Source organism: Sagittula sp., from assembly GCF_052825245.1.
In genome coordinates this window covers 145047-170496 of record NZ_JBRBWD010000036.1, presented here as the reverse complement: position 1 = coordinate 170496, position 25450 = coordinate 145047, and the positions used below count along the sequence as shown (strand labels likewise).

29 protein-coding genes and 1 tRNA gene are annotated in these 25450 nt (G+C 67.1%); 10 read left to right on the top strand and 20 right to left on the bottom strand.

Annotated features, from left to right (window positions below; translation table 11 throughout):
* Positions 1-226: 226 nt before the first annotated feature.
* The 5 genes from ACU0DV_RS16475 to fabB form a co-directional block, all read right to left on the bottom strand.
* Positions 227-901 carry an FAD-binding oxidoreductase gene (locus ACU0DV_RS16475; RefSeq protein ID WP_100928136.1) on the bottom strand — a complete coding sequence of 225 codons (675 nt, stop codon included), beginning with the start codon at positions 899-901 and terminating at the stop codon, positions 227-229.
* 59 nt (positions 902-960) lie between these two features.
* Positions 961-1278 (bottom strand): hypothetical protein, encoded by a 318-nt coding sequence (locus ACU0DV_RS16470; RefSeq protein ID WP_446242190.1) that lies wholly within the window; start codon positions 1276-1278, stop codon positions 961-963.
* A gap of 74 nt (positions 1279-1352) precedes the next feature.
* Positions 1353-1808, bottom strand: coding sequence for a hypothetical protein (locus ACU0DV_RS16465; RefSeq protein WP_446242189.1), 456 nt, complete (start codon positions 1806-1808; stop codon positions 1353-1355).
* An 81-nt stretch (positions 1809-1889) separates the two neighbouring features.
* Complete coding sequence (locus ACU0DV_RS16460; protein WP_446242188.1) at positions 1890-2678, bottom strand: enoyl-ACP reductase FabI; 789 nt, start codon at positions 2676-2678, stop codon at positions 1890-1892.
* Between the two features lie 15 nt (positions 2679-2693).
* Positions 2694-3923: a beta-ketoacyl-ACP synthase I gene (fabB, locus tag ACU0DV_RS16455; RefSeq protein WP_446242187.1), complete on the bottom strand. Its 1230-nt coding sequence runs from the start codon at positions 3921-3923 to the stop codon at positions 2694-2696.
* A 184-nt stretch (positions 3924-4107) separates the two neighbouring features.
* Between fabB and ACU0DV_RS16450 the strand changes: the two genes are divergently transcribed.
* Positions 4108-4980 (top strand): sulfotransferase, encoded by an 873-nt coding sequence (locus ACU0DV_RS16450; RefSeq protein WP_446242186.1) that lies wholly within the window; start codon positions 4108-4110, stop codon positions 4978-4980.
* A 94-nt stretch (positions 4981-5074) separates the two neighbouring features.
* Positions 5075-5308 carry a hypothetical protein gene (locus ACU0DV_RS16445; protein ID WP_283982068.1) on the top strand — a complete coding sequence of 78 codons (234 nt, stop codon included), beginning with the start codon at positions 5075-5077 and terminating at the stop codon, positions 5306-5308.
* A 90-nt stretch (positions 5309-5398) separates the two neighbouring features.
* Here ACU0DV_RS16445 and fabA read toward each other — a convergent pair whose 3' ends face one another.
* Positions 5399-5908 carry a bifunctional 3-hydroxydecanoyl-ACP dehydratase/trans-2-decenoyl-ACP isomerase gene (gene fabA / locus ACU0DV_RS16440; protein WP_100928143.1) on the bottom strand — a complete coding sequence of 170 codons (510 nt, stop codon included), beginning with the start codon at positions 5906-5908 and terminating at the stop codon, positions 5399-5401.
* Positions 5909-6074: 166 nt separating this feature from the next.
* Here fabA and irr point away from each other — a divergent pair, with 166 nt between their 5' ends.
* Positions 6075-6515 carry a Fur family transcriptional regulator Irr gene (gene irr / locus ACU0DV_RS16435; RefSeq protein ID WP_283982067.1) on the top strand — a complete coding sequence of 147 codons (441 nt, stop codon included), beginning with the start codon at positions 6075-6077 and terminating at the stop codon, positions 6513-6515.
* 453 nt (positions 6516-6968) lie between these two features.
* Here irr and ACU0DV_RS16430 read toward each other — a convergent pair.
* The 4 genes from ACU0DV_RS16430 to ACU0DV_RS16415 form a co-directional block, all read right to left on the bottom strand.
* Positions 6969-7053: transfer RNA gene (locus ACU0DV_RS16430), tRNA-Leu, on the bottom strand.
* 56 nt (positions 7054-7109) lie between these two features.
* Positions 7110-8933: a calcium-binding protein gene (locus tag ACU0DV_RS16425; RefSeq protein ID WP_446242185.1), complete on the bottom strand. Its 1824-nt coding sequence runs from the start codon at positions 8931-8933 to the stop codon at positions 7110-7112.
* A 121-nt stretch (positions 8934-9054) separates the two neighbouring features.
* Complete coding sequence (locus ACU0DV_RS16420; protein ID WP_254698360.1) at positions 9055-9594, bottom strand: tetratricopeptide repeat protein; 540 nt, start codon at positions 9592-9594, stop codon at positions 9055-9057.
* 30 nt (positions 9595-9624) lie between these two features.
* Positions 9625-10080, bottom strand: coding sequence for an Lrp/AsnC family transcriptional regulator (locus ACU0DV_RS16415; RefSeq protein WP_446242184.1), 456 nt, complete (start codon positions 10078-10080; stop codon positions 9625-9627).
* Between the two features lie 142 nt (positions 10081-10222).
* Here ACU0DV_RS16415 and putA point away from each other — a divergent pair, with 142 nt between their 5' ends.
* The 3 genes from putA to ACU0DV_RS16400 all read left to right on the top strand — a co-directional run bounded on the left by putA (position 10223) and on the right by ACU0DV_RS16400 (position 15077).
* Positions 10223-13678, top strand: a complete 3456-nt coding sequence (gene putA, locus ACU0DV_RS16410) for a bifunctional proline dehydrogenase/L-glutamate gamma-semialdehyde dehydrogenase PutA (protein ID WP_446242183.1) — start codon at positions 10223-10225, stop codon at positions 13676-13678.
* A gap of 284 nt (positions 13679-13962) precedes the next feature.
* Positions 13963-14706, top strand: a complete 744-nt coding sequence (locus ACU0DV_RS16405) for a rhomboid family intramembrane serine protease (protein ID WP_446242182.1) — start codon at positions 13963-13965, stop codon at positions 14704-14706.
* A complete protein-coding gene (locus tag ACU0DV_RS16400) occupies positions 14703-15077 on the top strand; it encodes a GFA family protein (protein WP_100928149.1) in 375 nt (124 codons plus the stop codon). Before ACU0DV_RS16405 ends, ACU0DV_RS16400 begins: the two co-directional genes overlap by 4 nt.
* A gap of 33 nt (positions 15078-15110) precedes the next feature.
* Here ACU0DV_RS16400 and ACU0DV_RS16395 read toward each other — a convergent pair whose 3' ends face one another.
* Positions 15111-15500, bottom strand: coding sequence for a hypothetical protein (locus ACU0DV_RS16395; protein WP_446242181.1), 390 nt, complete (start codon positions 15498-15500; stop codon positions 15111-15113).
* A 424-nt stretch (positions 15501-15924) separates the two neighbouring features.
* On the opposite strand from ACU0DV_RS16395, the gene ACU0DV_RS16390 reads away from it, so the two are divergent.
* A complete protein-coding gene (locus tag ACU0DV_RS16390) occupies positions 15925-16332 on the top strand; it encodes a hypothetical protein (RefSeq protein WP_283982062.1) in 408 nt (135 codons plus the stop codon).
* Between the two features lie 18 nt (positions 16333-16350).
* Here the strand turns inward: ACU0DV_RS16390 and ACU0DV_RS16385 are convergent, their stop codons facing one another.
* From ACU0DV_RS16385 to ACU0DV_RS16370, 4 genes are all read right to left on the bottom strand, one after another.
* Positions 16351-17142, bottom strand: coding sequence for an inositol monophosphatase family protein (locus tag ACU0DV_RS16385; protein WP_283982061.1), 792 nt, complete (start codon positions 17140-17142; stop codon positions 16351-16353).
* An 83-nt stretch (positions 17143-17225) separates the two neighbouring features.
* Complete coding sequence (locus ACU0DV_RS16380) at positions 17226-17546, bottom strand: hypothetical protein (RefSeq protein ID WP_100928153.1); 321 nt, start codon at positions 17544-17546, stop codon at positions 17226-17228.
* A 542-nt stretch (positions 17547-18088) separates the two neighbouring features.
* Positions 18089-18487: a hypothetical protein gene (locus tag ACU0DV_RS16375; RefSeq protein ID WP_100928154.1), complete on the bottom strand. Its 399-nt coding sequence runs from the start codon at positions 18485-18487 to the stop codon at positions 18089-18091.
* Entirely contained in the window at positions 18487-19704 is a 1218-nt protein-coding gene (locus ACU0DV_RS16370) for a pyridoxal phosphate-dependent aminotransferase (RefSeq protein ID WP_283982060.1), read from the bottom strand. Before ACU0DV_RS16370 ends, ACU0DV_RS16375 begins: the two co-directional genes overlap by 1 nt.
* Before the next feature lie 87 nt (positions 19705-19791).
* Here ACU0DV_RS16370 and ACU0DV_RS16365 point away from each other — a divergent pair, with 87 nt between their 5' ends.
* Together ACU0DV_RS16365 and ACU0DV_RS16360 are read left to right on the top strand one after the other, a co-directional pair.
* On the top strand, positions 19792-20184 hold the full coding sequence (locus ACU0DV_RS16365; protein WP_283982059.1) for a helix-turn-helix domain-containing protein: 393 nt from the start codon (positions 19792-19794) through the stop codon (positions 20182-20184).
* Positions 20185-20234: 50 nt separating this feature from the next.
* Complete coding sequence (locus tag ACU0DV_RS16360; protein WP_100930866.1) at positions 20235-20456, top strand: succinate dehydrogenase assembly factor 2; 222 nt, start codon at positions 20235-20237, stop codon at positions 20454-20456.
* A 75-nt stretch (positions 20457-20531) separates the two neighbouring features.
* On the opposite strand, the gene ACU0DV_RS16355 is transcribed toward ACU0DV_RS16360, so the two are convergent.
* A complete protein-coding gene (locus tag ACU0DV_RS16355; protein ID WP_283982058.1) occupies positions 20532-22016 on the bottom strand; it encodes an inorganic phosphate transporter in 1485 nt (494 codons plus the stop codon).
* Between the two features lie 96 nt (positions 22017-22112).
* Positions 22113-22595, bottom strand: coding sequence for an NUDIX hydrolase (locus tag ACU0DV_RS16350; RefSeq protein ID WP_100928158.1), 483 nt, complete (start codon positions 22593-22595; stop codon positions 22113-22115).
* A 219-nt stretch (positions 22596-22814) separates the two neighbouring features.
* On the opposite strand from ACU0DV_RS16350, the gene ACU0DV_RS16345 reads away from it, so the two are divergent.
* Positions 22815-23312, top strand: coding sequence for a MarR family winged helix-turn-helix transcriptional regulator (locus ACU0DV_RS16345; RefSeq protein WP_198521836.1), 498 nt, complete (start codon positions 22815-22817; stop codon positions 23310-23312).
* A 252-nt stretch (positions 23313-23564) separates the two neighbouring features.
* Here ACU0DV_RS16345 and ACU0DV_RS16340 read toward each other — a convergent pair whose 3' ends face one another.
* The 3 genes from ACU0DV_RS16340 to ACU0DV_RS16330 are packed head-to-tail and all read right to left on the bottom strand — an operon-like array spanning position 23565 to position 25383.
* Complete coding sequence (locus ACU0DV_RS16340; RefSeq protein WP_100928160.1) at positions 23565-24242, bottom strand: DUF1194 domain-containing protein; 678 nt, start codon at positions 24240-24242, stop codon at positions 23565-23567.
* On the bottom strand, positions 24239-24955 hold the full coding sequence (locus ACU0DV_RS16335) for a DUF1194 domain-containing protein (RefSeq protein WP_446242180.1): 717 nt from the start codon (positions 24953-24955) through the stop codon (positions 24239-24241). Before ACU0DV_RS16335 ends, ACU0DV_RS16340 begins: the two co-directional genes overlap by 4 nt.
* Complete coding sequence (locus ACU0DV_RS16330; protein ID WP_100928161.1) at positions 24949-25383, bottom strand: VOC family protein; 435 nt, start codon at positions 25381-25383, stop codon at positions 24949-24951. The genes ACU0DV_RS16335 and ACU0DV_RS16330 overlap by 7 nt, the downstream gene beginning before the upstream one ends.
* Positions 25384-25450 lie beyond the last annotated feature (67 nt).

The window sequence follows — 25450 nt, the reverse complement described above, 5'->3', positions numbered from 1 at the left end:
GACTTGATGACGAACTGCAGCGTGTCCTCGTCCGGCAGGCTGGTGAAGGTGAAGGGCCGCTTCTCCTCGCGCCAGCCGTCCTTGTCCAGCGACAGGTCGACCGCCTGCCCCCGCGGCTTGTCTCCGGGCCGCGGGGGGGGCGGGGGGGGCCGCCCCCCCCCCCCCCCCCCCCCCCTTCGCGGGCAACGCCCGCGCGTGTCAGTCCGCGCCAGCGGACCGAAACCCGTCAGTCGAACTCTTCCGTCACCACGTGGTCCTTCGGCACGCCCAGCTCGGCGACCTCGCGCGGCAGCGCCTCGACCATGCCGTCCGGGCCGCAGACGTAGACCACGTCGCCCTTCACATCGACCATGTCCTTCAGGAAGGACGCGTCGACCTGGCCCCGCGCGTAGCCGCTGTCGGGCTCGTCGGTCACCGTATAGACCACGGCCAGCCCCGGCATCGCGTCGAATTCGTCCTTCAGGATGATGTCGGCCTCCGTCTGGTTCGAGAACACCAGCGTGTTGCCCTCCAGCGTGCCCTTGTCCTGCAGCTTCTTGCGCAGGATGGAGATGAACGGCGTCACGCCCGCGCCCCCGGCGATGAAGATGCCGTCGCCCTTGTCCTCGATCGCGCCCCAGGGGTCCTCGATCAGCACCTTGTCGCCGGCCTGCAATTTGCCGATCTGCTCGGTCACGCCGTCATGCTCCGGGTAGGACTTGATGACGAACTGCAGCGTGTCCTCGTCCGGCAGGCTGGTGAAGGTGAAGGGCCGCTTCTCCTCGCGCCAGCCGTCCTTGTCCAGCGACAGGTCGACCGCCTGCCCCGGCGTGAACGAGAATCCCTCGGGCTTGTCGAACACAAGGTGGTGCGTGTCATGCGTCACGGGCGAAATGGATTGCAGTGTCAGCGTGTGAGTCATGTGAACCTCCGTTTGCCGCCAAAACGCGGCGGCAGGGACAGGGGTTCCGGGACGCGCCCTCAGGCAGAGGCCAGCGTCCCGTAGGTGCAGAGCTGCCGGTGCCCGTCCGTGCGGCTCACCAGCGCGCCGCCGCGATAGACCGCATGCACGTATTTCGGCCCGTCGCCGTAGGCGTAGCTCACGCAGGATTCGTCGAAGTTCTTCGGGTTGCGCTCGAACCCGGCCTCGGTGCCAAGCGCCACCTCCGCCTCGGCCCGGGTCACACCCAGCGTCAGCTTCTGCGCCACGCCGTCGTTGCCGGGCTTGTCGGCCTGCGGCGCGCCCACGGTGCAGGCGGACAGCATCAGGGCGGTCAGGGCAAGGACAAGGCGCGGCATCTGGGCTCTCCGGTCAGGGGATTCGTTTCCCTTGGGTAGCACGCGCCGCCCGCGCCCGGAACCGGGCCGGAGGCTCAGTCGGACGAGAGCTGCCCCATGCGCCGCACCGCGACGCGGCTTTCGGGCATGGCGCTGACCGGCGGGCGCTCCGCCGAACGCTCCTCGTTTCCGGCCGAAAGCCATCCGCTCCCCGGCAGCAGCGCGGCCTCCTCCACCGTGTCGACGGGCGCGAAGGCTTGCGCTGGCACGGCCGCGGCCGCGGTCATCTCCGCCTCGCGGCGCGCCGCCATCTCCGTCTCGATGACCTCCAGCAGCCCGGCCTGGAACCGGGCCATCGCGGCCTGGCCGTCCTCGGTCGCGATGAGATAGCGGGACGCCCCGAGGCTCAGCCCCAGGAACAGCAGCTTGACGGCGATCTTCCGGGCGAAACCGCCGCGCGGCCTGCCGCGACGCCGTTTCTCCGCACGCTTGCGCAGGTCTGCGCCCGCATCCCCGAGTATGGCCTGTCTGAGATCCTGATCCGTCGTCATGCCACGATCCCAGCACATGACCCTGCCGGAAGCACGGCAAAGTCACGGCGGAATTTCGGCACTTTTTACGAAAATGGAAACTTACAGGTTCTCGTACTGCGGCATTCCGAGCACGTGGTAGCCGCCGTCGACGAGGATGATCTCGCCCGTCGTGCAGGCCCCCGCGTCCGAGCACAGCCAGACCGCCGTGCCGCCCACCGCCTCCAGCGTCGCGTTCGACCGCAGGGGGGCGTTCTGGTCGGTGTGCTTGTAGGTCTTGCGCGCACCGCCGATGGCCGCACCGGCCAGCGTCTTCATCGGTCCCGGCGAAATGGCGTTCACGCGGATGCCGTCCGGCCCGAGGTCATTGGCAAGATAACGGGTCGCCGATTCCAGCGCCGCCTTGGCCACGCCCATGATATTGTAGTTCGGCACGACGCGCTGCGACCCCTGATAGGTCAGCGTCAGCATGGTGCCGCCCTCGGTCATCAGCGGGTAGGCGCGGCGCGCCACCTCGATGAAGGAATAGACCGAGATGTCCATGGAGTTCTTGAAGTTCGCCCGCGAGGTGTTCAGGAACCGGCCCTGCAGCTCCGACTTGTCGGAAAAGGCGATGGCATGGACGAGAAAGTCCAGCCGGTCCCACCGCTTGCCCAGGGACGCGAACGCCGCATCCAGAGAGGCATCGTCGGTCACGTCCACGTCGACCATGAAATCGGAGCCCACGCTTTCGGCCAGTGGTGCCAGCCGCTTGCCGAAGGCTTCGCCCTGGTGGGTGAAGGCCAGCTCCGCCCCTGCCTCGTGACACGCCTTCGCGATCCCCCAGGCAATCGACCGTTCGTTCGCCACACCCATGACAAGCCCGCGCTTGCCTTCCAGAGTTATCGTCATCCCAGTCTTTCCGTATCAGTCGTTGAACCGCGAGAGCACCATCGAGCCGTTGGTGCCGCCGAAGCCGAAGGAGTTGGTCATCACCGAATCCAGCCCGGCGTTCTCCACCAGAGACGTGGCGATTTCCTCGGGCTTGAGCGCCGGATCCAGTGTCTCCACGTTGATCGACGGGATGATGAAGTCGTCCCGGAGCGCGAGAAGGCAGTAGATCGCCTCCTGCGCGCCGGTCGCGCCCTGGCTGTGGCCGGTCATCGACTTGGTCGAGCTGACCGGCGGGGTCGAACCGTCGCCGAACACGCGGCGCACCGCCTCGATCTCGCCGACGTCGCCCACCGGGGTCGAGGTGCCGTGCGCGTTGATGTAGCTGACCTTGCGGCCTTCGGGCAGCGTCGACAGCGCCACGCGCATCGCGCGCTCGCCACCCTCGCCCGAGGGGGCCACCATGTCCGCGCCGTCCGACGTGGCGCCATAGCCCGTCACCTCGGCGTAGATCTTCGCGCCGCGCGCCTTGGCGTGTTCCAGGTCCTCCAGCACGACGATGCCGCCGCCGCCGGAAATGACGAAACCGTCGCGGTCCTTGTCGAAGGCGCGGCTCGCGCGCTCCGGCGTGTCGTTGTACTTCGAGGACATCGCGCCCATGGCGTCGAACAGGCAGCTGAGCGTCCAGTCCAGCTCCTCGCCGCCGCCGGCGAACATCACGTCCTGCTTGCCCATCATGATCTGTTCCGCCGCGTTGCCGATGCAGTGCAGCGAGGTCGAGCAGGCCGAGGTGATCGAATAGTTGATCCCCTTGATCTTGAACGCGGTCGAGAGGTTGGCGCTGATCGTCGAACACATCGCCTTCGGCACCGCGAACGGGCCGACGCGCTTCGTCCCGCCGGACTTCAGCACGGTCTGGTGCGCGGTCAGCAGGGCAGAGGTCGACGGCCCGCCGGACCCGGCCACAAGCCCGGTGCGCGGGTTCACGATGTCGGACTCTTCCAGCCCGGAATCGGCAATCGCCTGCTGCATCGCGATATGCGCATAGGCCGCACCCGGCCCCATGAAGCGCAGCGTGCGCTTGTCGACGTATTCGGACACGTCGATCTTGAGCTGGCCGGAGATCTGCGAGCGGAACCCGTGTTCCTTCATCTCCTCAGAGGCGGAAATCCCCGACCGCCCCGCCTTCAGCGAGGCGGTGACCTCTTCGGCGTTGTTTCCGATGCTGGAGACGACCCCCAACCCTGTAACGACGACGCGGCGCATGCGGCCTCCCTTGATTTGTTGGGTCTTACTAAGGCAGTCCTGCGGTCAGGCGCAAGGTGCGCAGCGCGCTTCCATCCACGGCAAGGCCGGCAATCGCCGCCGCGGATGGCCGGAACCGATCCCGCGGTTGAGCAATTGTGCGCCCCGTGGCAGCCTCTGCGTCACACGCAAGAGGACAGCGCGGATGCCCAGACACCTGCCGGAACTCGACGGCAAGACCTTCCTCGTCTGCATCGGCGCGGCGAAATGCGGGACGAGCTGGCTGCACCGCTACCTGTCGGGCCTGCCAGAGGTCGAACCTTCCCCCTTGAAGGAACTGCATTTCTTCAATTCCCGCACACCCGTTCCCGCCTTCGGCGATCCGGATGCCGTGGCCCTTGCCCGCCTGCGCGCCTTCATGGGCCAGCCGGGCGACACGCTCGCCAACCTGCGCGGACAGCCCGCCTTCGCCGCCAGCCTCGACCGGGCCCGGATGATCTATGACGAGGACGCCTATTTCGGCCATTTCGCGCGCCTCCTCTCTCCGCAGACCCGCGTCCTCGCGGACATCACGCCCGCCTATGCCACGCTCGGCCCTGCGGGTTTCGCGGACATGCGGGCCTTCTTCGCCAGCCAGCAGGTGACGTTGAAGGTGCTGTTCATCATGCGCGATCCCGTGGACCGGCTGTGGTCCCAGTTGCGCCATGTCGAACAGATGACCCCGGACAAGCCCGCCGCCACCCATTGGCACCTGGCGCCGGACGCGCCCGCGATCTGGTCGCGCACGGACTATCGCGCCACCATCGCCGCCCTGGACGCCTGCTTTGCCCCAGAGGACCGGCTCTGCCTCTTCTACGAAAGCCTCTTCGCCCCCGAGACACTCGGCCGCCTCTGCGGCTTTCTGGGCGTCGAAGCCGCCGCAGACATGCCCGCCGGACGCCAGAACGAAACACGGGTCCAAAGCGCCCTGCCCGATGACGCCCGCAGGACCTTCGCCGACCTGCTCGCCCCGCAGTACGCTTTCTGCCGCGAACGCTTCGGTACGGAGGTGCCCGAGGCATGGGGCAGGTATTCCTGACTCGCAGGCGCGCCCCTTTCCCCCCATCTAAGCCGTGTTCAACACAACCCGCCCGCAGATTTCAGGGGCGGTTCTCAACACAAGGACTTTTGCAATGCCCGAAGATCTTGGCGGCAGTTTCGCCGCGTTCAAATTCCGCTCTTCCGACCGGAACACCAGCTCCGACGACAGCGCGGGCGACGACTTCGACCTGATGCTCCAAACCGCCTTTGGCGACGCCTACGGTTCCTTCGACCAGAGCGTCGAGAGATCCGGCGACACCACCCCCACCACCTGGGAGGGAGACGTGCCGCCCGACCTGTCGGACGATTTCGACTTCCTGCTGTAGGCGCAGCGGCGCAAGGCCAATGCCCCGAAACGCAAAAGGGTGCGCCATGGCGCACCCTTCTTCATGTCCGGCAATTGAAACGCCGCGCCCTCAGCTCTCGCTGAGCGCCACCTTCATGTCCTTGACCTCGTAGATGATCTCGCCGTCGGCCTCGACGATGCCGTCGGCCACGCCCATCGTCAGGCGGCGGGTCTGCACGGCCTTGGTGAAATCCACCTTGTAGGTCAGCATCTTGCGGTCCGGGCGGACCATGCCCTTCAGCTTGACCTCGCCCACACCCAGCGCATAGCCGCGCCCGGTCCAGCCGCGCCAGCCGAGGTTGAAGCCGGTCAGCTGCCACAGGCCGTCAAGGCCGAGGCAGCCCGGCATGATCGGGTTGCCGGGGAAGTGGCACTCGAAGAACCACAGGTCAGGGGTGATGTCGAATTCCGCCACGACGTGCCCCTTGCCGTGCAGGCCGCCGTCGCCGGAGATGTCGGTGATCCGGTCCATCATCAGCATCGGCGGCTCGGGCAGCTGGGCGTTGCCCACGCCGAACAGCTCGCCTCGGGCGCATTTCAACAGGTCTTCCTTGCCGAAGCTGGTGGGGTAATCGGCCATGCGGGGAGGGCTCCCTATCCATCATGAAGTGATCGTGTCGCGAAGTCCGGCCCCCTCTAGCACCCGGAAAGCGCGCCATGCAAGCGGAACACGGTGCCGCAGCCCGCAAGCCGCTGGCACGAAAAGGTTTGAAATCGGGTGCGCCGACACATTATATAACAATGCAATGACCGAGACGGATATCACCTCCTCCATGTCCACGGAACTCGACCGCGGAAAATCCTGGCTGGCGCGCAGCGATCTGCGCCCGACCCGGCAGCGCGTGGCGTTGGCGGCCCTTCTTGTGGGCGACGGACGCAACCGGCACGTCACCGCCGAAAGCCTCTTTGCCGCCGCCAAGGACCAGGGGGAGCGTGTCAGCCTCGCCACCGTCTACAATACGCTCAAGGCGTTCTGCGACGCGGGCCTGATGCAGGAAGTGACGGTCGACGGCTCGCGCAGCTATTTCGACACCAACACCCACGATCACCCGCATTTCTTCTGGGAAGACGACGGCCACCTGACCGACGCCCCGGCGGATCAGCTTGTGATCACGCAGCTGCCGAACGCGCCGGACGGTGCAGAGATCGCCTCCGTCGACGTGGTCATCCGCCTGCGCCGGAAATAACCCCCGATCAGACGGGCCGACCACGGGCGGGAGATAGCCTCCGTCCACCTGCCCTTGGTTTCCCGTGCAGCGGCATCCGGCCATGCCTACCCTTTTCGGCCATCGTTCTCCGAAAACTGACGGCTGCTTGCCTCTCTGCTGCGTCTCCCGGGCAATCTTTGCGCCGTCGCTCTGGGCCCGGCTGCTCAGCGCGCCCCCTTTCACAGGTTTTGTCCTCTTGCTGCACGCGTGACCGGGTGTTTCTTTGCGATTTCCTTATCCTGCGCCTTTTTCTCGCGCAGCAGAATCGCCCTTATTCGCACCCTGATGGGTGGGATTTATGGGACCTCCCGAAATTCCACCTGAAATTATTTCACCGCATTCAGAATACGACGATTGTCGCGGCGCCCATAAAAAAGGCGTCTGGCAGGTAATCAATAATTCCAATACGGCGCCGGAATTGAAGGGAGAGGGTGGTACCCGCGGCCGGACTCGAACCGGCACGGCACAAGGCCTGGAGATTTTAAGTCTCCTGTGTCTACCATTCCACCACGCGGGCACACGCGCGCGACAATAGCGGCGGCGCGCGCCGTGTAAACCGGTCGCGTCGGCCCGTCAAAGCAGGAAATCGTCCGCCGTCACACCGCCCGGCACGTTGAGCAGGATCAGCTCGCCGTCCGACACGCCATCCCCGGTCTCGTCGAGATAGAGGATCGCGGCACCGAAGGCGTTCATGAAATAACGCACCTCCATCGCGCCGGAGCCGGAGAACCCCGCCGTGCCGCGAAAGACGAAGCTGCCCTCCTCGTTGATGCCGGACAGGTCGACCGTGTCGATGCCGCGCTCGAAATCCTTGATCCGGTCAGAGACGCCATCGTCCGCCTCCAGCACGCTGTCGAAGACGAAGATGTCGGCGCCGGACTTGCCGATCAGGATGTCGTAGCCCAGCCCGCCCTGGATCACGTCGTTTCCGCCGTCGCCCGCGATGGTGTCGTTGCCCGCACCGCCCAGCAGCGTGTCGTTGCCGTCGCCGCCCAGCACGCGGTCCGCGCCGTCTCCGCCATCGAGGAAATCGTCGTCCTGCCGCCCGACCATGTAGTCGTTGCCCGCCCCGCCGGACAGCGCGTCGCGGCCATAGCCGCCGTTCATCGTGTCGTTGCCCTCGCCGCCATCCAGCACGTCGTCGCCGTCCTCGCCCGAGAGTTCGTCGTTGCCCGCGCCGCCGATCAGCGTGTCCGATCCGGACCAGCCCGACATCGTGTCCGCGCCAAATCCGCCGTCCAGTTCGTCGTCGCCGGAATTGCCGCTCAGCAGGTCGTTGCCGTCGTCGCCGTAGAGGATGTCGTTGCCCGCGCCGCCCGCGATGGTGTCGTCGCCCCCCAGCCCCGCCAGCATGTTGTGGCCGGAGTTGCCGACGATCTGCTCTGCCTCGACAAAGCCACGGACCTCGTGGTTGCCGGCGCCCAGCAGCAGGATCGCCTCCACCCCGCTCACGTCCAGCACGTCGGAGCGGGCGATCACCGTGTCCTGCCCGGTGCCGCCGATCACCGCGACGCTGCCGTCCTCGATCACGATCAGGTCGTTGTCCGGGCCGCCGTCGATCCAGCCCTCGAAACTGCCGCCGGTGCCGTAGATCGTGTCGTCGCCATAGCCGAGGTCGAGGTTCCCGAGCCACTGCCCCGCGTTGTAGACCACATCCGCGCCGGAGCCCGCGTCAAAGTCCCCCCGTACCGTGCCGTCGTTGCGCAGTATGTCGGCGGTCTCGCTGCCCTGGATCCACGCCTCCCCCGCATCGGCAAGGCCCGCCACCGACGTTTCCCACCCTTCGATCACGCCGGTGTTGAACAGGGTCAACCCCAGCACGGCGGCGCCGTCGATCTGCGTCACCTCCATCCGGCCCGCGTTGTCGAGGTAGGCCCGCCCGGTGCCCGACATGCCCAGTTCGCCGCCGCGCATGGTGCCGGTGTTCTCCACCGTGACGTGCTGGGCGTAGTTGCCGTCGCGCAGCACGTCATGCCCGTAAAGCGCCTGCATCAAGCCGTGGTTCACCACCGTGTAGGACAGCGCCGCCGCCGCCCCGATCACGTCGATGACGCGCCCCGCGCTCGTGATCTCGCCGTTGTTGACGATCCGGTGCGTGCCCGCCGTGGCCAGCAGCAGCGCGCTGCGCATGTTCAGGGAATCGTCGTTGTTGCGAATCAGGCCGTGGTTCTCCACCACGGCCGAGGCCGCGCCCATGTAGATCACCGAATTGGCGTGGCCAATGATGTCGCCGTAGTTCACCAGCAGGCTGCGCTGGGACCCGCCGCTCATCTGCACGGTGTAGGTTTCGTCGTTGGCGATGATCGTGCCGTCGGTCACATAGACGGTGTCGCCATTGGCCACGGTGTAATGCGAGCCGGTGTAGATCTGGTCCGCGTTCTGGAATACGAAGGCCATTCTCGCCCTTTTCAGGCGGCCCGTTCTGACCGCTCACGACTGTCCGCGCCCTCTTCGACGCGAACCCACCATGGCGCGGCAGGGTAAAGATGGGGTTAGCCGGATCCGGGTCGCGCGGGCGTCACAGCTCCTCGCCCGGCTCTTCCTTCAGCAGGCGGCGTTCCACCAGCCACGGGTTGATCTCCAGCGCGGCGCGCAGCGCGGCCTGCCCCTCGTCGTCACGGCCCAGGGCGATCAGCGTCAGCGCCCGCCCCGACAGCGCCCCGACGTGGCGCGGGTTCAGTTCCAGCGCCCGGTCCAGATCGGGCAGCGCGGCGGCATAATCCTGACGGATGAAGTTGACGAAGGCCCGCTGGTTGTAGCCCTCCGCGTAGAACGGGCAGTAGCTCACCAGCGCATCGAACCGCTTCAGCGCGCGCACCATGTCGAAACTGGCCCGCGCGCGCATCCCCTCGTCCAGCATCTCCTGGCTCGGCTCGTCGGGCGCGTTGTCCCACAGCAGCCACATCCGGTTGGTGATCCCGCGCGCCGTCATCTCGTCGGGCGCCTGCAGCAGTTCCTCGTAAAGGGGGTCGATCTCTGCCGAGATGTCCGGCGCCTCAGGGCAGCCGTCGGCCAGCACGGGCGCGGCGGCGAGGCTCATGACAAGTGCAAGTCTCATGACGAAAGAGTGCCAGATCGACACCCTTAATCAAGTCACATCCGTGACAGCCTCGTCCTTGATCGCCTCCATCGCCACGAAGGTGGAGGTCGAGGCAACCCCCGGCAGGACCGAGACCTTCTCGGCCAGCACCTGCCGGTAACTGGGCATGTCGGCGGTGCGCACCTTCAGCAGGTAGTCAAAATTCCCGGCGATCAGGTGCGCCTGCTCGATCTCGGGGATGCGGGCGATCGCCGCGTTGAACTTCGCCAGCGTCGCCTCGCGCGTGTCGATCATCCGCACCTCGACAAAGGCCACATGCGCCAGTCCCAGCCGGATCGGGTCCAGAAGTGCGCGGTAGCCCTGTATGACACCCGTCTCTTCCAGCTTCTTCAGGCGCGCCTGCACCGGGCTTTTCGACAGGCCGACCCGGCGGGCCAGCTCGGTCACGGAAATCCGCGCTTCGGCCGCGAGCTCCCGCAGGATCGCCCGGTCGAAACGATCCATTTCCCCAAATTCTTTCTGCACTTCATTCTGCACTGGATGTGCCCCTTTTTTCAGTCCGAACGGTGTGCGCTCGTGCCTTCAACAGTCGGATCACCTGCAATCCCACCCGTATACTAGCCCCAACTTTGCTTTGAGGCATGACATGAATCACCCAGACCTGCGCACCCGCATCGATACGCTCACCTACGCATCGGAACAGACCGCGCTGGAGGCGCTGCGCGAGCGCGCCGAACTTTCCGCAGCCGACCGCACCGCCATCTCGCGCGATGCGGCGAAACTGGTGCGCGACATCCGGTCCAGCACCCGTCCCGGCCTGATGGAGGTCTTCCTCGCCGAATACGGCCTGTCGACCGAAGAGGGTGTCGCGTTGATGTGCCTCGCCGAGGCGCTGCTGCGCGTGCCCGACGCCGAAACCGTCGACGCGCTGATCGAGGACAAGATCGCGCCCTCCGACTGGTCCAAGCACATGGGCCACTCGACCTCGCCGCTGGTCAACGCCTCCACATGGGCGCTGGCGCTGACCGGCCGGGTGCTCGACGACGAGGTCCATCCCGGCCCCGTCGGCCACCTGCGCAACGCCATCCGCCGCCTGGGCGAGCCGGTGATCCGCACCGCCGTCGGCCGCGCCATGAAGGAGATGGGCAGCCAGTTCGTGCTGGGCGAAACCATCGAGGCGGCGATGAAGCGCGGCTCGAAGATGGAAGCCAAGGGCTACACCTATTCCTACGACATGCTGGGCGAGGCCGCCCGGACGGAGAAGGACGCCTCTCGCTACCACCTCGCCTATTCGAAGGCGATCTCGGCCATTTCCAACGCCGCCACCCACGGGGACATCCGCAAGAACCCCGGCATCTCGGTCAAGCTCTCGGCGCTGCACCCGCGCTACGACGAGCTTCAGGCCGACACCGCGCTGAACACGCTGGTGCCCCGGCTGACGGCGCTCTGCGGTCTGGCGAAAAGCGCGGGCATCGGCCTGAACATCGACGCGGAAGAGGCCGACCGCCTGTCGCTCTCGCTCGACGTGATCGAACAGACCCTCAGCCAGCCCGCGCTGAAGGGCTGGGACGGCTTCGGCGTCGTCGTGCAGGCCTACGGCCAGCGCGCCGGCGCGGTGATCGACTGGCTGCACGGGCTGGCCGAGCGGCTGAACCGCAAGATCATGGTCCGCCTCGTGAAGGGCGCCTACTGGGATTCGGAGATCAAGAAGGCGCAGGTCATGGGCCTCGACGCCTTCCCGGTCTTCACCTCGAAGGCCGCGACCGATGTCTCCTACATCGCCAACGCCCGCCGCCTTCTGGGCTACACCGACCGCATCTACCCGCAATTCGCCACCCACAACGCCCACACCGCCGCCGCCATCCTGCACATGGCCGGTGACATGAAGGTGTCGAAGGAGGCCTTCGAATTCCAGCGCCTGCACGGCATGGGCGAGACGCTGCACGCTCTCGTCAAGGAACAGAACGGCACCGGCTGCCGGATCTACGCCCCCGTGGGCGCGCACCGCGACCTCTTGGCCTACCTCGTCCGCCGCCTGCTTGAGAACGGCGCGAACTCCTCCTTCGTGAACCAGATCGTCGACGAGGACGTGCCGCCGGAAACCGTCGCCGCCGACCCGTTCGAGGCGGTGCAGACCAACACCCTGCCGACCGGGCGCGACCTCTTCCCCGGGCGCGAGAACTCCAGGGGGTTCGACCTCCGGCACCGGCCGACCATGGCGCGCATCGACGCCGCCCGCGACGCCTTTGCCACCCACCGCTGGAAGGGCACGCCGCTTGTCGCCTGCGACGCCGCCGCCGGTCCGCGTGAAGAACGGGCGAACCCCGCGATCCCCTCCGACATCGTGGGCTCCGTCACCTGGGCCACCGCCGAACAGGCCACCGCCGCCGCCGCTGCCGCGCAGCCCTGGGACGCCCCCGCGGCAGAGCGTGCGCGCATCCTGAACGCCGCCGCCGACCTCTACGAAGCGCACTTCGGCGAACTCTTCGCCCTGCTGCACCGCGAGGCCGGCAAGACGCTGCTGGACGCCGTGGCCGAACTGCGCGAGGCGGTCGACTTCCTGCGCTACTACGCCACCCAGGCCGAGGGCGGCGCACCGCGCGGCACCTTCGCCTGCATCTCGCCGTGGAACTTCCCGCTGGCGATCTTCACCGGGCAGCTCTCTGCCGCGCTGGCCGCCGGGAACGCCGTTCTGGCCAAACCGGCCGAACAGACGCCGCTGGTCGCATGGCGCGCCACCCAGCTCCTGCACGAGGCCGGCGTGCCCGCGACCGCCCTGCAACTCCTGCCCGGCGCGGGCGACGTGGGCGCCGCGCTCACCTCCTGCCCGGACGTGGACGGCGTGGCCTTCACCGGCTCGACCGAGACCGCGCAGGCCATTCACCGCGCCATGGCCGAGAACCTCGCCCCCGGCGCGCCGCTGATCGCCGAGACCGGCGGCCTGAACGCGATGATCGTCGACTCCACCGCGCTGCCGGAACAGGCCGTCGCCGCCATCGTCGAATCCGCCTTCCAGTCTGCCGGTCAGCGCTGCTCTGCCCTGCGCTGCCTCTACGTGCAGGAGGACATCGCCGAGGACTTCCTCAGGATGCTCACCGGCGCGATGGACGTGCTGGTGATGGGCAACCCCTGGGACCCGGCCACCGACGCGGGCCCGGTCATCGACGAGGAGGCCGCCGAGGGCATCCGCAGCTACGTCGCAAAGGCCCGCAGGGAAGGCCGCGTGCTGAAGGAGCTCGACGCGCCCGCGCCCGGCCACTTCGTCGCCCCCGCCCTGCTGCGCGTGCCGGGCATCAAGGCGATGGAGCGCGAGATCTTCGGCCCGGTCCTGCACGTCGCCACCTTCGGCTCGGAGGAGCTGGACCGCGTGATCGCCGACATCAACGCCACCGGCTACGGGCTGACCTTCGGCCTGATGACCCGGATCGACGACCGCGTGCAGCACGTGACCGAGGCGGTCCACGCCGGCAACATCTACGTCAACCGCAACCAGATCGGCGCCATCGTGGGCAGCCAGCCCTTCGGCGGCGAAGGGCTCTCCGGCACCGGCCCCAAGGCGGGCGGCCCGCACTACCTCGCCCGCTTCCGCGCCCAACCTGCCGAGTCCCCCGCCGAGACGCAGGAGGCGAAGGCCCCCGGCAGCGCGCTCCCCGCGACGGAGGCCGGCCTCGCCCAGAGCCTGACCCGCGCCACGGTCGAGGCAACGCCGGTGCCGCACCGCACGGTCCTGCCCGGCCCCACGGGCGAAGCCAACCAGCTCACATGTCTGCCGCGCCCGCCGGTCCTTTGCCTCGGTCCCGGCCACAAGGCGGCAGAGGCGCAGGCCCAGGCGATCCGCGCCCTGGGCGGCATCGCCCACCCGGTGACGGGCAAGGTGGCGCCGGACCTGCTGGCCACGCTCGAGGGCTTCTCCGGCGCGCTGTGGTGGGGCGACGAGAGCACCGCCCGCGCCTTCCGCAAGGCGCTGGCCACGCGCAAGGGCCCGATCCTGCCGCTGATCACCGGGATGCCCGACGCCGCCCACGCGCTGACGGAGCGCCACGTCTGCGTCGACACCACGGCGGCAGGCGGCAACACCGCCCTGCTGGCCGGCCACGCCTGATCCGGAAACACACCGCCCCGCCCTGCGCAGCATGCCGTAGGGCGGGGCTCCGCGCCGCCTGACCGTCACTATGGGGCGCGCGGGCGGCGCCCTACCAAAACGCGCAAGTCCCCTGACCACACCGCGATGACCAAAGGACGGCGCGGCCCCCGCACAGGCCAGAGCGGAACGTCCCGTAGGGCGGGGCTCTGCGCCGCCCTCCCGCGCGCACCAGGCCGCATCGGTGACGCCCTCCCCGACCGCCTCCTCTGGACGCCGCCCCGCGCCGGGAATACGGTCCGGGCATGTTCCCGATCCGCGATCACAACCCTTCGGGCCGGACGCCCTTCGTCACCTACACGCTGATCGCGATCAACTCGGTCGTGTTCCTGATGACGCTCGACGCGATCAACGACCTGAACTTCCTCGCCACATACTCGCTGGTCCCGCGCTTCCTGTCCGAGGGCTTCGGCTATCAGGGACTCGTCACCTCGATGTTCCTGCACGGCGGCTGGATGCACATCATCGGCAACATGCTCTACCTCTACATCTTCGGCGACAACCTCGAGGACCGCATGGGCCATGTGGCCTTCCTGCTGTTCTACCTCGCCGCGGGGCTGGGCGCCGGGCTGATCCACTACGCCTCCGCCCCCTATTCCAACGTGCCGACCGTGGGCGCGTCGGGCGCCATCGCGGGCGTCATGGGCGGCTACCTGCTACTCTTCCCGCGCGCCCGGGTCGACATCCTGATCTTCATCGTCATCATCATCAAGGTGATCCCGATCCCGGCCTGGGTCGCGCTCTGCTTGTGGTTCGTCATGCAGCTCTTCGGCGGCGTGGGCACCAGCGCCGACGAGGGCGGTGTCGCCTACTGGGCGCACATCGGCGGCTTTGTCATCGGCCTCGTGCTGACCCTGCCGGTCTTCCTGAAACTGGGCGGCCCGCGCTTCTGGCGCATGCACCACGGCCACCCGCCCCACCCGGAGGCCCGCACCCGCTGGAAGCCGGGTTCTTCCGTCACCCGAGTCCCGAGGATCCGACGCAAATGACCGACCCCGTGAAAGCCACCTGCCACTGCGGCGCCGTGGAACTCTCCGTGACCCTGACAGACGGGTTCGAAACCCGCCGCCGCTGCGACTGCTCCTTCTGCCGCCGCCGTCAGTGCGCCGCAGTCTCTGCCCCCTTGGGCGGAGTCGAGGTGGTGAAAGGCGCCGACAACCTGACGGAATACAGCTTCAACACGCACACGGCGCGGCACTACTTCTGCAAGACCTGCGGCATCTACATGTACCACCGGCGCCGGTCGAACCCGAACGAGTACGGCGTGAACCTCTACTGCATTGAAGGGACGGAGCCGAAGGACTTCGAGCCGGTCCACTGGAACGACGGCGTCAACCACCCCTCCGACCGCGCCACGTAAGCGGCAGACCGCGGCGCGCCACGGCAGGCCGGGTCACATGTCCCGGCCGTCCTCCGCGGGCGCCTCTTCCTCCACCGGGCCGGGCGGCTCAGGCTCTTCCGTCACCACGTCGGCCGTGAACGGCGGGTCATTGTCCCCGTTGTCCCGTGGCGGAGGCGGCTGCGGCGGCCCTTCGGGATTGTCGAGATAGTCGCGGATGACCTGTTCGCAGTCGCTGGGCTTCTCGCCGCAGCTGACCTTGGGCCGCCCCGGCAGATCGACGTAATACCACGTCTTGTGCTTGTACAACTTGCTGAAGGTGACGGTGTAGCGCACGCCGTCGATCTCGATCTCGCCGGCCGTGCCCACCTCCGGCTCGCAGCCCGCAGCCAGCAGGCAGGCCAGCATCCCGGCCATGAAAAAACTGAAACCGCGCAACGTCATGACAGGTCAATCTCCTATGCGCACAGGAATTGAAGGAGCGTAGGGCCGCCCTGAAATTGCGGCAAGCGATTCTGTTGACCCTGCGTAATGCGGGCTGATGCCCGGAGGTGTCGACTTCGCGAAAGGCCTTGGCAGCCGCGCGACCGCCAGACCTGTTCTCCCCTGCGCTGCCCTGTCTGCGGTATCCGCCGTTCCGCGCACCAACCTGCCCAATGTGAGTGGGGCAGACCGCACAGGTCCAGCCTCAGCCGCCCCTCAGGCAGCCGACTGGCCGAACACCCGCCCCGGAAACTTCTTGCCGCAAGGGAAAGTTGCGGCAACACTGGGCCATCTGGCGTGGGTTGTCGTGGCTGACACACGCGCCGGCCCCCGCGGCGCGACGCCGCGAACCGGACACGACCCTTGCCACGGACGGAGAAGACACATGCCCCTGATGCCCTTTGCCCAAGCGCGCGAAACCCTGCTGTCCACCAACTGGGAAATGAAAACGGGCGGAGGTTACACCAACCTGTACTCGAGCACGCGGGCTTCGGCCGATTCACCGGACGGCTATCCGCACATCCACATCAAGTACGATGCCACGCAATTCAAGTATATCGGCGTCACCTACGGAGCGATCGCCAGCATCTTCAACGTCGATCTGGTTGTCGACGGGGTGCTGAAAAACGTCAATCTCTCGACGGTCGAGCTCGAACTGAGCCACGTCAAATCCGCCACGCAGCAACAGCGCGACATGCTCAAGCACGTGCTGTTCTACATCCCGGCGAAAAAGGCACCGACAAAGAACCTCTCCGTCAATGCCAGCCCCGGAGACTGGCCGACCCTCGGATGACCGCCGTGACCGGGCGGGTCACTCCGCCCGCAGGATCTTTGCGAAGGTGGTGAAGATCTCGTTGTTGGCGCAGAGGATCGCGCCCGACTCGAGCGGCTCCTGGTCCGCGCGCACGCCCTCCACAAGGGCGCCCGCCTCCTTGGCCAGCAGGTAACCCGCGGCGATGTCCCAAATCTGCACCTCGCGCTCCCAGTAGCCGTCGTAGCGGCCCGCCGCCACATAGGCGAGGTCGAGCGACGCGGCACCGAAGCGGCGCACACCCGCGCATTCCGGCATCAGCCGCGCGAGGTCCTTCATCGTGGCAGGCAGGGTCCGCTTGGTGCCGAAGGGCACGCCCGTTGCGAACAGCGCCTCCACCATGCGGCGGCGGCCCGAGACGCGCAGCCGTTTGCTGTCGTTCAGCCAGGCGCCCGCGCCGCGCTCCGCATAGAACATCTCGTCCTTGGCGGCGTCGAAGACCACGGCGGACACGATCTGGCCCTTGTGCTCCAGCGCGATGGAGATCGCCCAGTGCGGCAGGCCGTGCAGGAAGTTCGTCGTGCCGTCCAGCGGGTCGACGATCCAGCGGCGCGTCGGGTCCTGCCCCGGCTCCTCGCCACCCTCCTCGGCCAGCCAGCCGTAGGTCGGGCGCGCGCCCATCAGCTCTTCCTTGAGGATGCGCTCCGCCTCGATGTCGGCCTTCGAGACGAAGTCCCCGGCGCCCTTCATCGACACCTGCAGGTTCTCCACCTCGCGGAAGTCCTTCACGAGCGACCGTCCCGCCTTGCGCGCGGCCTTCATCATGATGTTGAGATTCGCGCTGCCCTGCATGGGTCGGCCTCCGGCGTTCGCACAAAAGAAATCAGGCCGCGGCTATACGCGGCCTGACACGCAATGCCAAGGGTCCTTGCGGATCAGCGGTAAACCACACCCTTGTCGCCCGGCACGGCGACGCCCTTCACGCCCACCGGCGCATAGGTGCGCGGCGACGGCTTGCGGTAGACCTTGCCCGGACGGTCGACGTAGGGACCGGCGTTCGGGGTGCCGCAGCAGATCACGCCGCCGACCGACACCGGCTGAAGACCGGCGGGGCAGTAGTTCGGCGCGTTGTAGGTGTGGACCAGCATGTTGGAATTGGGGTTGTTGGTCGGATCCCCCATATACATGTCGCCCCAGGCAAAGGCAGCGGTGCCCGAAAGCGCAAATGCGGCAGCCGCCGCGAGAATGAGTTTCATAATGTCCCCCTTGGTGACGTCGGAATGGTGACTCGCAGAATTCCCCAGAGAAGGCTAGCAATCCCTGTGGGCAAGTCAATTTTTTACTGTCTTGTCGGTGGAAACGCCGGGAATTGTTTCCTGTATCGAACCAGTTCGATTGCAACGGCATCCCGGCCGCAAGTCGCCTCCGAAACCGAATGACGACCAAAGGCGGCAACCCCGACTTTCAGGCCAGCCGAAGACGGTCCCGCGCGGGCGGGCAATAATAAGCGGGCAGATCGTTTCCGAACCGGCATCACCTGGCGGGCATCGCATGCCCCCGGGACGCCCCCGTCAGTCCTCGCTCAGCAGCAGCGCGCGCACCGCTTCGGGTGCCAGCGGGAACAAGGGTCGCTGAAGGGTGGGAAGACCCGGTGCCAGTGTTTCGGCACGTTTTGAAAGGTCGATTGGCATGGCTGCCACTTAGAGCATGAATTGTGGCAGGAAAAGGGCACCCGCCGTCCGGCGCACCGCCATTCCGGCGAAAGACCGCCGAAATGAACGCGATACGGGCGGATTGATCAGGTTTTCATCACCCGGTCCGCCTTCTTTCGGACAAGAACGCTGCGCAGGTCGTGCATCGCCAGCAACAGCGCATCCGTCACCTCTTCGAGCTGGTCGTCGCTGGCCTTCGACTGCACCCATTGCGTCGTGGTGTTCAGGTAGTCGACGCAGCGGTGGATGTCGTCGATGTCGCGCATCGCCAGCAGCGCCTTGCGCGACGCCATCCAGCGGCGCATCTCGGCCAGGTCGTCCTCCGACAGGGTGGCGTCGCCGTGCGGCTTGATCTCGTTGCGGTTCAGGTTCAGCACCGCGATCTGGTCCATCTCGATCCGGCGCTGGCGGTTCTCGGTATCGACGCGGAACACGGCCGCACCGTTGTCGCGCACCCGGTAGTAGAAGGCGGGAAGATCGGCCATCAGTTGCCCTCCCCGTCTTTCAACCCCTCGCAGAACCGGCGAATTCGCACGCAAGCCTCGGTCAGCATCTCGTCCGAAGCGGCATAGCTGACGCGGAAATAGGGGCTGAGCCCGAAGGCCGACCCGAAGACGACGGCGACGCCCTCCTCTTCCAGGAGCGCGGTGCAGAACGCTTCGTCGTCGGCGATCGGCGTCCCGGCCTTCGACACCTTGCCGATGCACTCCGCGACCGAGGGGTAGACGTAGAACGCCCCTTCAGGCACCGCGCAGGTGATCCCCGGGCAGGCGTTCAGCCCCTCGACCACAAGATCGCGCCGCCGCTTGAACGCCGCCGACCGCTCCGCAAGGAAGTCCTGCGGGCCGTTCAGCGCCTCCACTGCGGCCCACTGGCTGATCGAACAGGGGTTGGTCGTCGACTGCCCCTGGATCTTGCGCATGGCGGCGATCAGGTGTTCCGGCCCGCCGGCATAACCGATCCGCCAGCCGGTCATCGCATAGGCCTTCGACACGCCGTTGCAGGTCAGCGTCCGGTCATAGAGACCCGGCTCCACCTGTGCGGGGGTGACGAACTCGAACCCGTCGTAGGCCAGGTGTTCGTACATGTCGTCGGTCATCACCCAGACATGGGGATGGCGCATCAGCACATCGGTCAACGCCTTCAGCTCGTCCCGCGTATAGCCCGCGCCCGTGGGGTTCGACGGCGAGTTGAAGATGAACCACTTGGTCTTCGGCGTGATCGCGGCCTCCAGCGCCTCAGGCGTGATCTTGAAGCCAAGCTGCCGCTCGCCCTCCACGATCACCGGCTCGCCGCCCCCCAGCCGCACGATGTCGGGATAGCTGACCCAGAAGGGCGCGGGGATCACCACCTCGTCGCCCGGGTTCAGCGTCGCCATCAGCGCGTTGTAAAGCACCTGCTTGCCGCCCGTCGACACGCTGATCTGCGCCGGCGTGTACTCCAGCCCGTTTTCGCGGCGGAACTTGGCGCAGACCGCCTCCTTCAGCTCCGGTATCCCGTCCGGTGCGGTGTATTTCGTTTTCCCCGCCTCGATTGCCGCAATCGCGGCAGCCTTGATGTTGTCCGGCGTGTCAAAGTCCGGCTCGCCGGCGCCGAGGCTGATGATGTCGCGGCCCTGCGCCTTCAGGTCTCGGGCCAGTTGCGTCACGGCAACCGTCGGAGAGGGTTTTACCCTCGAAAGCGTCTCGGACAGGAAAGGCATGGGGAACTCGTCGGTTTGTCTTTGGGAACGGGGTATCATAGGGTTCACTCATACCCCGATCAGGCGGTTGCGCAAGGGAGCTTACACATGCAGGACACGGACTGGTACGGCCCGGATGTCGCCACTCTGGGCGACAGGCTGGCGGCCGCCCGCGAGGCACAGGGCATGTCTCAGGAGACGCTGGCCAAGAATCTCGGGGTCAAGCTGAACACGCTGGAAAAGTGGGAAGACGACATGTCCGAACCCCGCGCCAACAAGCTCAGCATGATGGCGGGCATCCTGAACGTGTCGATGGTCTGGCTGATCACCGGAGAGGGCGAAGGCGTCGGCAACCCGGAAGACGAGACGCCGCTCAGCGCCGACCTCTCCGAGATCCTGTCCGAGATGCGCACGCTGCGGATGCAGATCAAGGCGCGCACCGACAAGCTCGGCCAGCTCGAAAAGCGCCTGCGCCAGGCGCTGAAGGAGTCGGCGCTGTGACCGAACAGGCGACCCGCGAACCGCACGACATCCGCCTGAAACGGCTGACCATGCGCTCCATGCGGCGCGGCACGAAGGAGATGGACATCCTCCTGATGCGTTTCGCCGAGGCGCGCCTGGCGACGATGGAGCCCGAGGCCCTCGACGCCTACGAGGCGCTGCTCGACGAGAACGACCAGGACCTCTACCAGTGGATCTCCGGCCAGCGTCCCGCCCCTGCGGCCCACGCCCCCCTCGTCGCCGAGATCGCAAGCGTCGCCGGGAACGGCTGACCCCCTGCGGGGCCGGGCACATCGCGCCGGCCCACTCGCTTGCCCTCAAAGGCGGACGGCAAAGCCCGCCGGGCCTCAGGCCACCATCGCCCGGATGCTCCAGAAGATCACCATCGACAAGAGCGCCGCCGCCGGGACCGTCACGATCCAGGCCGCCGCGATGGTCATGAAGTGCGCCCGCCGCACCAGCTTCCGCCGCCGCCGTTCCTCGGGCGAATAGCGCGCGCGTTCCGGCATCGCCATGCGCGCCTTGCGCAGCCGCCGCTCCGCGTCCCACTCGCGGAAGAACCCCACGCCGAACACCGCGCCCACCGCGATGTGGGTCGAACTGACCGGCAGCCCCAGCCAGCTTGCCACGATCACCGTGATCGCCGCCGACAGCGCCACGCAGTAGGCGCGCATCGGGTTCAGCTTGGTAATCTCCGACCCGACGATCCGGATCAGCCGCGGCCCGAACAGGAACAGCCCGAACGAGATCCCGAAGGCGCCGATCAGCATGACCCAGAACGGGATGCCGAAGCCTTCGGTGAAATGGCCGGACCGCGCCGCCTCGACGATGGCGGCCAGCGGACCGACCGCGTTGGCCACGTCGTTGGCGCCATGCGCAAAGGACAGCAGCGCCGCCGACACGATCAGCGGCACGCCAAACAGCACCTTGAGCGACTTGTTGCGGTTCTCCAGCCCCTCGGACTGGCGGCGCACCACCGGGATCATCACCAGCCAGATCAGTGCCCCCATCGCCAGCCCCAGCAACAGCGCCGTGGGCAGGCCTATCTCCACAAGGTGCTTCAGCCCCTTCATGGCGAGGTAGGCGGCAAAGGCCCCCGCCATGATCCCCACCAGCACCGGCACCCAAAGCCGGGCCGCGGCGATCTTGTCCTCACGGTAGATGATGCGCGACTTGATGAACCACAGGCACCCGGCGGCGATCAGACCGCCCATCAGCGGCGAGATCACCCAGCTTGCCGCGATCATCCCCATGGTGCCCCAGCCCACCGCGCCGAAACCCGCCGCGGCGATGCCCGCGCCCATCACCCCGCCGACCACCGAATGCGTGGTCGAGACCGGCGCGCCGATCCACGTGGCCAGGTTCACCCACAGCGCCGACGACAGCAGCGCCGCCATCATCGCCCAGATGAACACGTCGACCGAGCCCATGCTCGTCGGCGCGATGATCCCCTTGGCGATGGTCGACACCACGTCGCCGCCCGCCAGGAGCGCGCCCGCGCTCTCGAACACCGCGGCGATGGCGATGGCGCCGCCCATGGTCAGGGCATTGGCGCCCACCGCCGGTCCCATGTTGTTGGCAACGTCGTTCGCGCCGATGTTCAGCGCCATGTAGGCACCAAAGACCGAGGCGATGACAATCGTCACCGCATGGCCCGACCCGCCGAACAGCAGCGCCGCCAGAAGCGCGGCAAAGACCACGAAGACCAGCGCGATGCCGATCCCCGCCACGGGTTTCGCCACGTAGGCGGTGGCGAGTTCCAGCATCTGGACGCGGCCAAGGTCGCGGTCCAGCGTCTCAAGGTGCTTCGGGTGATGATCGTTCCCAGCCAAGTGCCGCCCCTCCCGTCGGGTCTTTCGCACCGGTCCGGCGCGCAATTCGGGGGTGTTTATGGGGTCGGGACGCCGAATTCAATCGGCCGGGGGCTTTCAGCGCAGAACGGGCGCCTCGGCGCGGAAATCACGCAGCAGGTCCTTCAGGCCCGGCTCGTTCACCATGTCGGCGGCTTCTTCCGGGTTGACCCAGACCCTCCGGCGCTGCGTGACCTCCGGGTAGTCGTCCAGCAGTTCCGCAACCTCTACCGCATAGACCAGCGTGCGGACCGGGATGCTCCAGTCGCCGGGCAGCGTCTTGCCGTAGACGAATTCGCCCAAGGGCGACTTCGATGCGCGGCCGGCGCGCACGCCCGCCTCTTCCCAGGCCTCGCGCATGGCAGAGCCAGCCGAGTCCAGTCCCTTGATCGGCCATCCCTTCGGCAGGACCCATCGTCCGGTGTCGCGGCTGGTGATCAGCAGGATCTGCGTGCGGTCCCCGTGCCCACGGTAACAAAGCGCCGCGAACTGAAGACGTTCGGGACGTTTGTAGAGTGGAGCGACATAGTCGCCCCAGAAGTGCCGGAACTGCTCTATCACGCGAAAGGGTCGCCTGTTTTTTCTCAAGTGACCGTTTCTAGCGCCTTTTTCCACAAAATGCAAATCCGCCCCCGGAAGGCGGCGCTGCGGCGTCGGCACAATGCCTATTAACCAAGCCACGAATATCGCTCGAATTTTCCGGGGTTTCACGACTGTTTAACCCGATATTTGCGTTTTTCCCGGAAAGCTGCCGTCAATCATAACAGGCGGAGAAAATCTATGAGCATACATTCGTCCATGGACAAGGGCCCCCAGCAGGGCTTCATGGCGAGCTACCTCGATGCGCTGAGCCTGGTGGAACGTCTCCACCGGCTGCTTCTGGACGTCATCAAGGATGAGTTCGAACGACTTGGGATCATCGACGTGAACGCGGTGCAGGCGCTACTGCTGTTCAACATCGGTGAAAACGAGGTGACGGCAGGCGAGCTGAAGACCCGCGGCTATTACCAGGGCTCCAACGTCAGCTACAACCTCAAGAAACTGGTGGAGATGGGCTACATGCACCACCAGCGGTGCGAGATCGACCGCCGCTCGGTGCGCGTCCGTCTCACCCAGCGCGGGCGGGAAATCCGGAACATCGTGTCCGAACTCTTTGCCCGCCACGCCGAGGGCCTCCAGACGAAGGCGGTCATCTCTATCGACGGCATGGACGAGATCACCTCGGCCCTGCGGCGTGTCGAACGCTACTGGACGGATCAGATCCGCTACATCTACTGAGCCCGCGCCCCGACGCGCCCCGGCCAGAACGGCCAGGCTCATCCCTTTCGGCAACCGCCCTCCGGACGCAGCGCACCAGCGCCCCTCCGACAACCGATGCCACGGTCGAAATGGCCCCTCCCGACAGTTCAGGACAAGACGCGCGCGCCCTATGAAGGCGCTTTTTCCTTGCGTTTCATGGCCATGCCGAATGCGTCGTTCCGTGACTGACGAACGCGCTGCCCGCCCGAGCGGTCTGCCAGTTGCCGCCCCCTACCGGGCCGAAACCACCAGCACCTGCAATTCGCGCTTCAGCTTGCGGACCATGGCCTCCTCGAAATCGGCGAAACCCGCCGCCGTCTCGACGAAGGCGTCGGCGCCCTGCACGACGTAGGCCTCGTAGTAGCCCGCCAGCGCGCCCACGCCGTCCGCCGTGCCCGGCCCGATCACCAGACCGTTGATCGTGATGGCCTCGGGGCGGACGAACTGCGGGCGCGGCCCGGTGTTCGAGGTGCCGTCGCCCGACACGTCCAGCACCTGCCGCCAGCACCCGGGCTGCTGCGCCAGAAGCCCCGCGCCGAACTGCTTGGCCGCGCCGATGGCGGTGGAGGTCTCTCCGCCCACCCGCGCCGTGCCCTCCAGCCGCGCCGCGACCCCCGCCAGCGCGCCCGGCCCGTCCACCGTGGTCCAGGGCACCAGCACCCGCTGCGCCTCCGGCCCGCTCCATTCGTAGACGGCCAGCGCCACCGGCGCCTCGGGCATGGCAAAGAGCGCGCCCTGCACCTCCGGATGCAGCAGCGCCGCCGCAAGCCCGTCCAGTTGCAGCCGGTACTCTGCCCCGTCGACCGAGCCGGACACGTCCAGACCCAGCGCCAGCGCCTGACGGCAGGCCGCCTCCGCCTGAGCGACCCACAGCGAAAGGGCCAGTGCCGCCGCGCCGGCCAGCCTCACCCGGGCCCCTCCTGCCCCGGCCGCGCGGGCTGTTGCAGGCCGCCCACCACGCGGTTCTCGATCTCCCGGTACAGCTTGCGCACCATCGCGCGCTCGTACCCCTCGTACCCCTGCGCGGTCTCGAGGAAGGCATCCGGCCCGTAGAGCACCTCGAACTCGAAATGCTCCACCACGCCCGGATCGGCGCCCAGCACCGCCAGCCCGTTCACCGTCACGCCGTCGAAGGGAAAATGCCGGTAGGCGAGCTGCGGCCCGAAGCCGTCATTCGTCACCCCGTCGCCCGACACGTCGATCACCCGACGTTCGCAGGCGGGGCCGCGCTCAAGCAGACCGGCGCCGAACCCCAGCGCATAGCCCATCGCCGTGGGAAAGCGCGAATAGGACCGCCGGTGCCCGGAGATGCGCGCCGCCACCTCCGCGATGACCCGGGGCGAGTCCAGCAGCACCCAGTCCTGCACCACGACCGACTGCCGCCGCCCGCTCCATTCGTAGACCGCGATCCAGACCGTGGGCTCGCCCGACAGGATCGCCGCCGTCACGTCCTCGGACATCAGCGCCGCCGCCACCCCGTCGCGCTGCAAAGCGTATTCCCGGGCGTCCACCGAGGACGAGACATCCAGTGCCAGCGCAAGCGCCAGCCGACAGGCCTGCGCCTGCCCCGCGGTGATCGCCACCGCGAGGCAGACACAGAGACTGGCGAGAAGCCTCACCAATGCCCGGTGTTCTCCATGCTGGCCCAGGGCTCCTGCGACGGCAGCGGATCGCCCTGCTGCAGAAGCTCGATGGAAACGTTATCCGGCGACCGGACAAAGGCCATGTGCCCGTCACGCGGCGGACGGTTGATCGTCACGCCCGCATCCATCAGCGTCTGGCACATCTCGTAAATGTTCGGCACCGTGTAGGCGAGGTGCCCGAAGTGCCGCGAGTCAGAGGGCAGACCCTCGTCGCCGTCCCAGTTGTAGGTCAGTTCCACGTCCGCGTGGCCGTCCGCCATGTCCGGCGGACACATGAAGACCAGCGTGAAGCGGCCCTTCTCGCTTTCGCTGCGGCGGCGCTCCACGAGGCCCAGCAGCTTGTAGAATTCGATCGACTTGTCCAGGTCTTTCACCCGGACCATCGTGTGCAGATACTTGATGCCCACGTCTTCCTCCTTCGTCCCACCTTCGGGCGCACCGGCACTTTCGCAGAAAACGCGCGCCGCGCCAAAA

Excerpts from the sequence above, each read along its gene's own strand:
- ACU0DV_RS16475 (WP_100928136.1), bottom strand. The coding sequence starts at position 901 with ATGACTCACACGCTGACACTGCAATCCATTTCGCCCGTGACGCATGAC.
- ACU0DV_RS16470 (WP_446242190.1), bottom strand. The coding sequence starts at position 1,278 with ATGCCGCGCCTTGTCCTTGCCCTGACCGCCCTGATGCTGTCCGCCTGC.
- ACU0DV_RS16465 (WP_446242189.1), bottom strand. The coding sequence starts at position 1,808 with ATGACGACGGATCAGGATCTCAGACAGGCCATACTCGGGGATGCGGGC.
- ACU0DV_RS16460 (WP_446242188.1), bottom strand. The coding sequence starts at position 2,678 with ATGACGATAACTCTGGAAGGCAAGCGCGGGCTTGTCATGGGTGTGGCG.
- fabB (WP_446242187.1), bottom strand. The coding sequence starts at position 3,923 with ATGCGCCGCGTCGTCGTTACAGGGTTGGGGGTCGTCTCCAGCATCGGA.
- ACU0DV_RS16450 (WP_446242186.1), top strand. The coding sequence starts at position 4,108 with ATGCCCAGACACCTGCCGGAACTCGACGGCAAGACCTTCCTCGTCTGC.
- ACU0DV_RS16445 (WP_283982068.1), top strand. The coding sequence starts at position 5,075 with ATGCCCGAAGATCTTGGCGGCAGTTTCGCCGCGTTCAAATTCCGCTCT.
- fabA (WP_100928143.1), bottom strand. The coding sequence starts at position 5,908 with ATGGCCGATTACCCCACCAGCTTCGGCAAGGAAGACCTGTTGAAATGC.
- irr (WP_283982067.1), top strand. The coding sequence starts at position 6,075 with ATGACCGAGACGGATATCACCTCCTCCATGTCCACGGAACTCGACCGC.
- ACU0DV_RS16425 (WP_446242185.1), bottom strand. The coding sequence starts at position 8,933 with ATGGCCTTCGTATTCCAGAACGCGGACCAGATCTACACCGGCTCGCAT.
- ACU0DV_RS16420 (WP_254698360.1), bottom strand. The coding sequence starts at position 9,594 with ATGAGACTTGCACTTGTCATGAGCCTCGCCGCCGCGCCCGTGCTGGCC.
- ACU0DV_RS16415 (WP_446242184.1), bottom strand. The coding sequence starts at position 10,080 with ATGGATCGTTTCGACCGGGCGATCCTGCGGGAGCTCGCGGCCGAAGCG.
- putA (WP_446242183.1), top strand. The coding sequence starts at position 10,223 with ATGAATCACCCAGACCTGCGCACCCGCATCGATACGCTCACCTACGCA.
- ACU0DV_RS16405 (WP_446242182.1), top strand. The coding sequence starts at position 13,963 with ATGTTCCCGATCCGCGATCACAACCCTTCGGGCCGGACGCCCTTCGTC.
- ACU0DV_RS16400 (WP_100928149.1), top strand. The coding sequence starts at position 14,703 with ATGACCGACCCCGTGAAAGCCACCTGCCACTGCGGCGCCGTGGAACTC.
- ACU0DV_RS16395 (WP_446242181.1), bottom strand. The coding sequence starts at position 15,500 with ATGACGTTGCGCGGTTTCAGTTTTTTCATGGCCGGGATGCTGGCCTGC.
- ACU0DV_RS16390 (WP_283982062.1), top strand. The coding sequence starts at position 15,925 with ATGCCCCTGATGCCCTTTGCCCAAGCGCGCGAAACCCTGCTGTCCACC.
- ACU0DV_RS16385 (WP_283982061.1), bottom strand. The coding sequence starts at position 17,142 with ATGCAGGGCAGCGCGAATCTCAACATCATGATGAAGGCCGCGCGCAAG.
- ACU0DV_RS16380 (WP_100928153.1), bottom strand. The coding sequence starts at position 17,546 with ATGAAACTCATTCTCGCGGCGGCTGCCGCATTTGCGCTTTCGGGCACC.
- ACU0DV_RS16375 (WP_100928154.1), bottom strand. The coding sequence starts at position 18,487 with ATGGCCGATCTTCCCGCCTTCTACTACCGGGTGCGCGACAACGGTGCG.
- ACU0DV_RS16370 (WP_283982060.1), bottom strand. The coding sequence starts at position 19,704 with ATGCCTTTCCTGTCCGAGACGCTTTCGAGGGTAAAACCCTCTCCGACG.
- ACU0DV_RS16365 (WP_283982059.1), top strand. The coding sequence starts at position 19,792 with ATGCAGGACACGGACTGGTACGGCCCGGATGTCGCCACTCTGGGCGAC.
- ACU0DV_RS16360 (WP_100930866.1), top strand. The coding sequence starts at position 20,235 with ATGCGCTCCATGCGGCGCGGCACGAAGGAGATGGACATCCTCCTGATG.
- ACU0DV_RS16345 (WP_198521836.1), top strand. The coding sequence starts at position 22,815 with ATGAGCATACATTCGTCCATGGACAAGGGCCCCCAGCAGGGCTTCATG.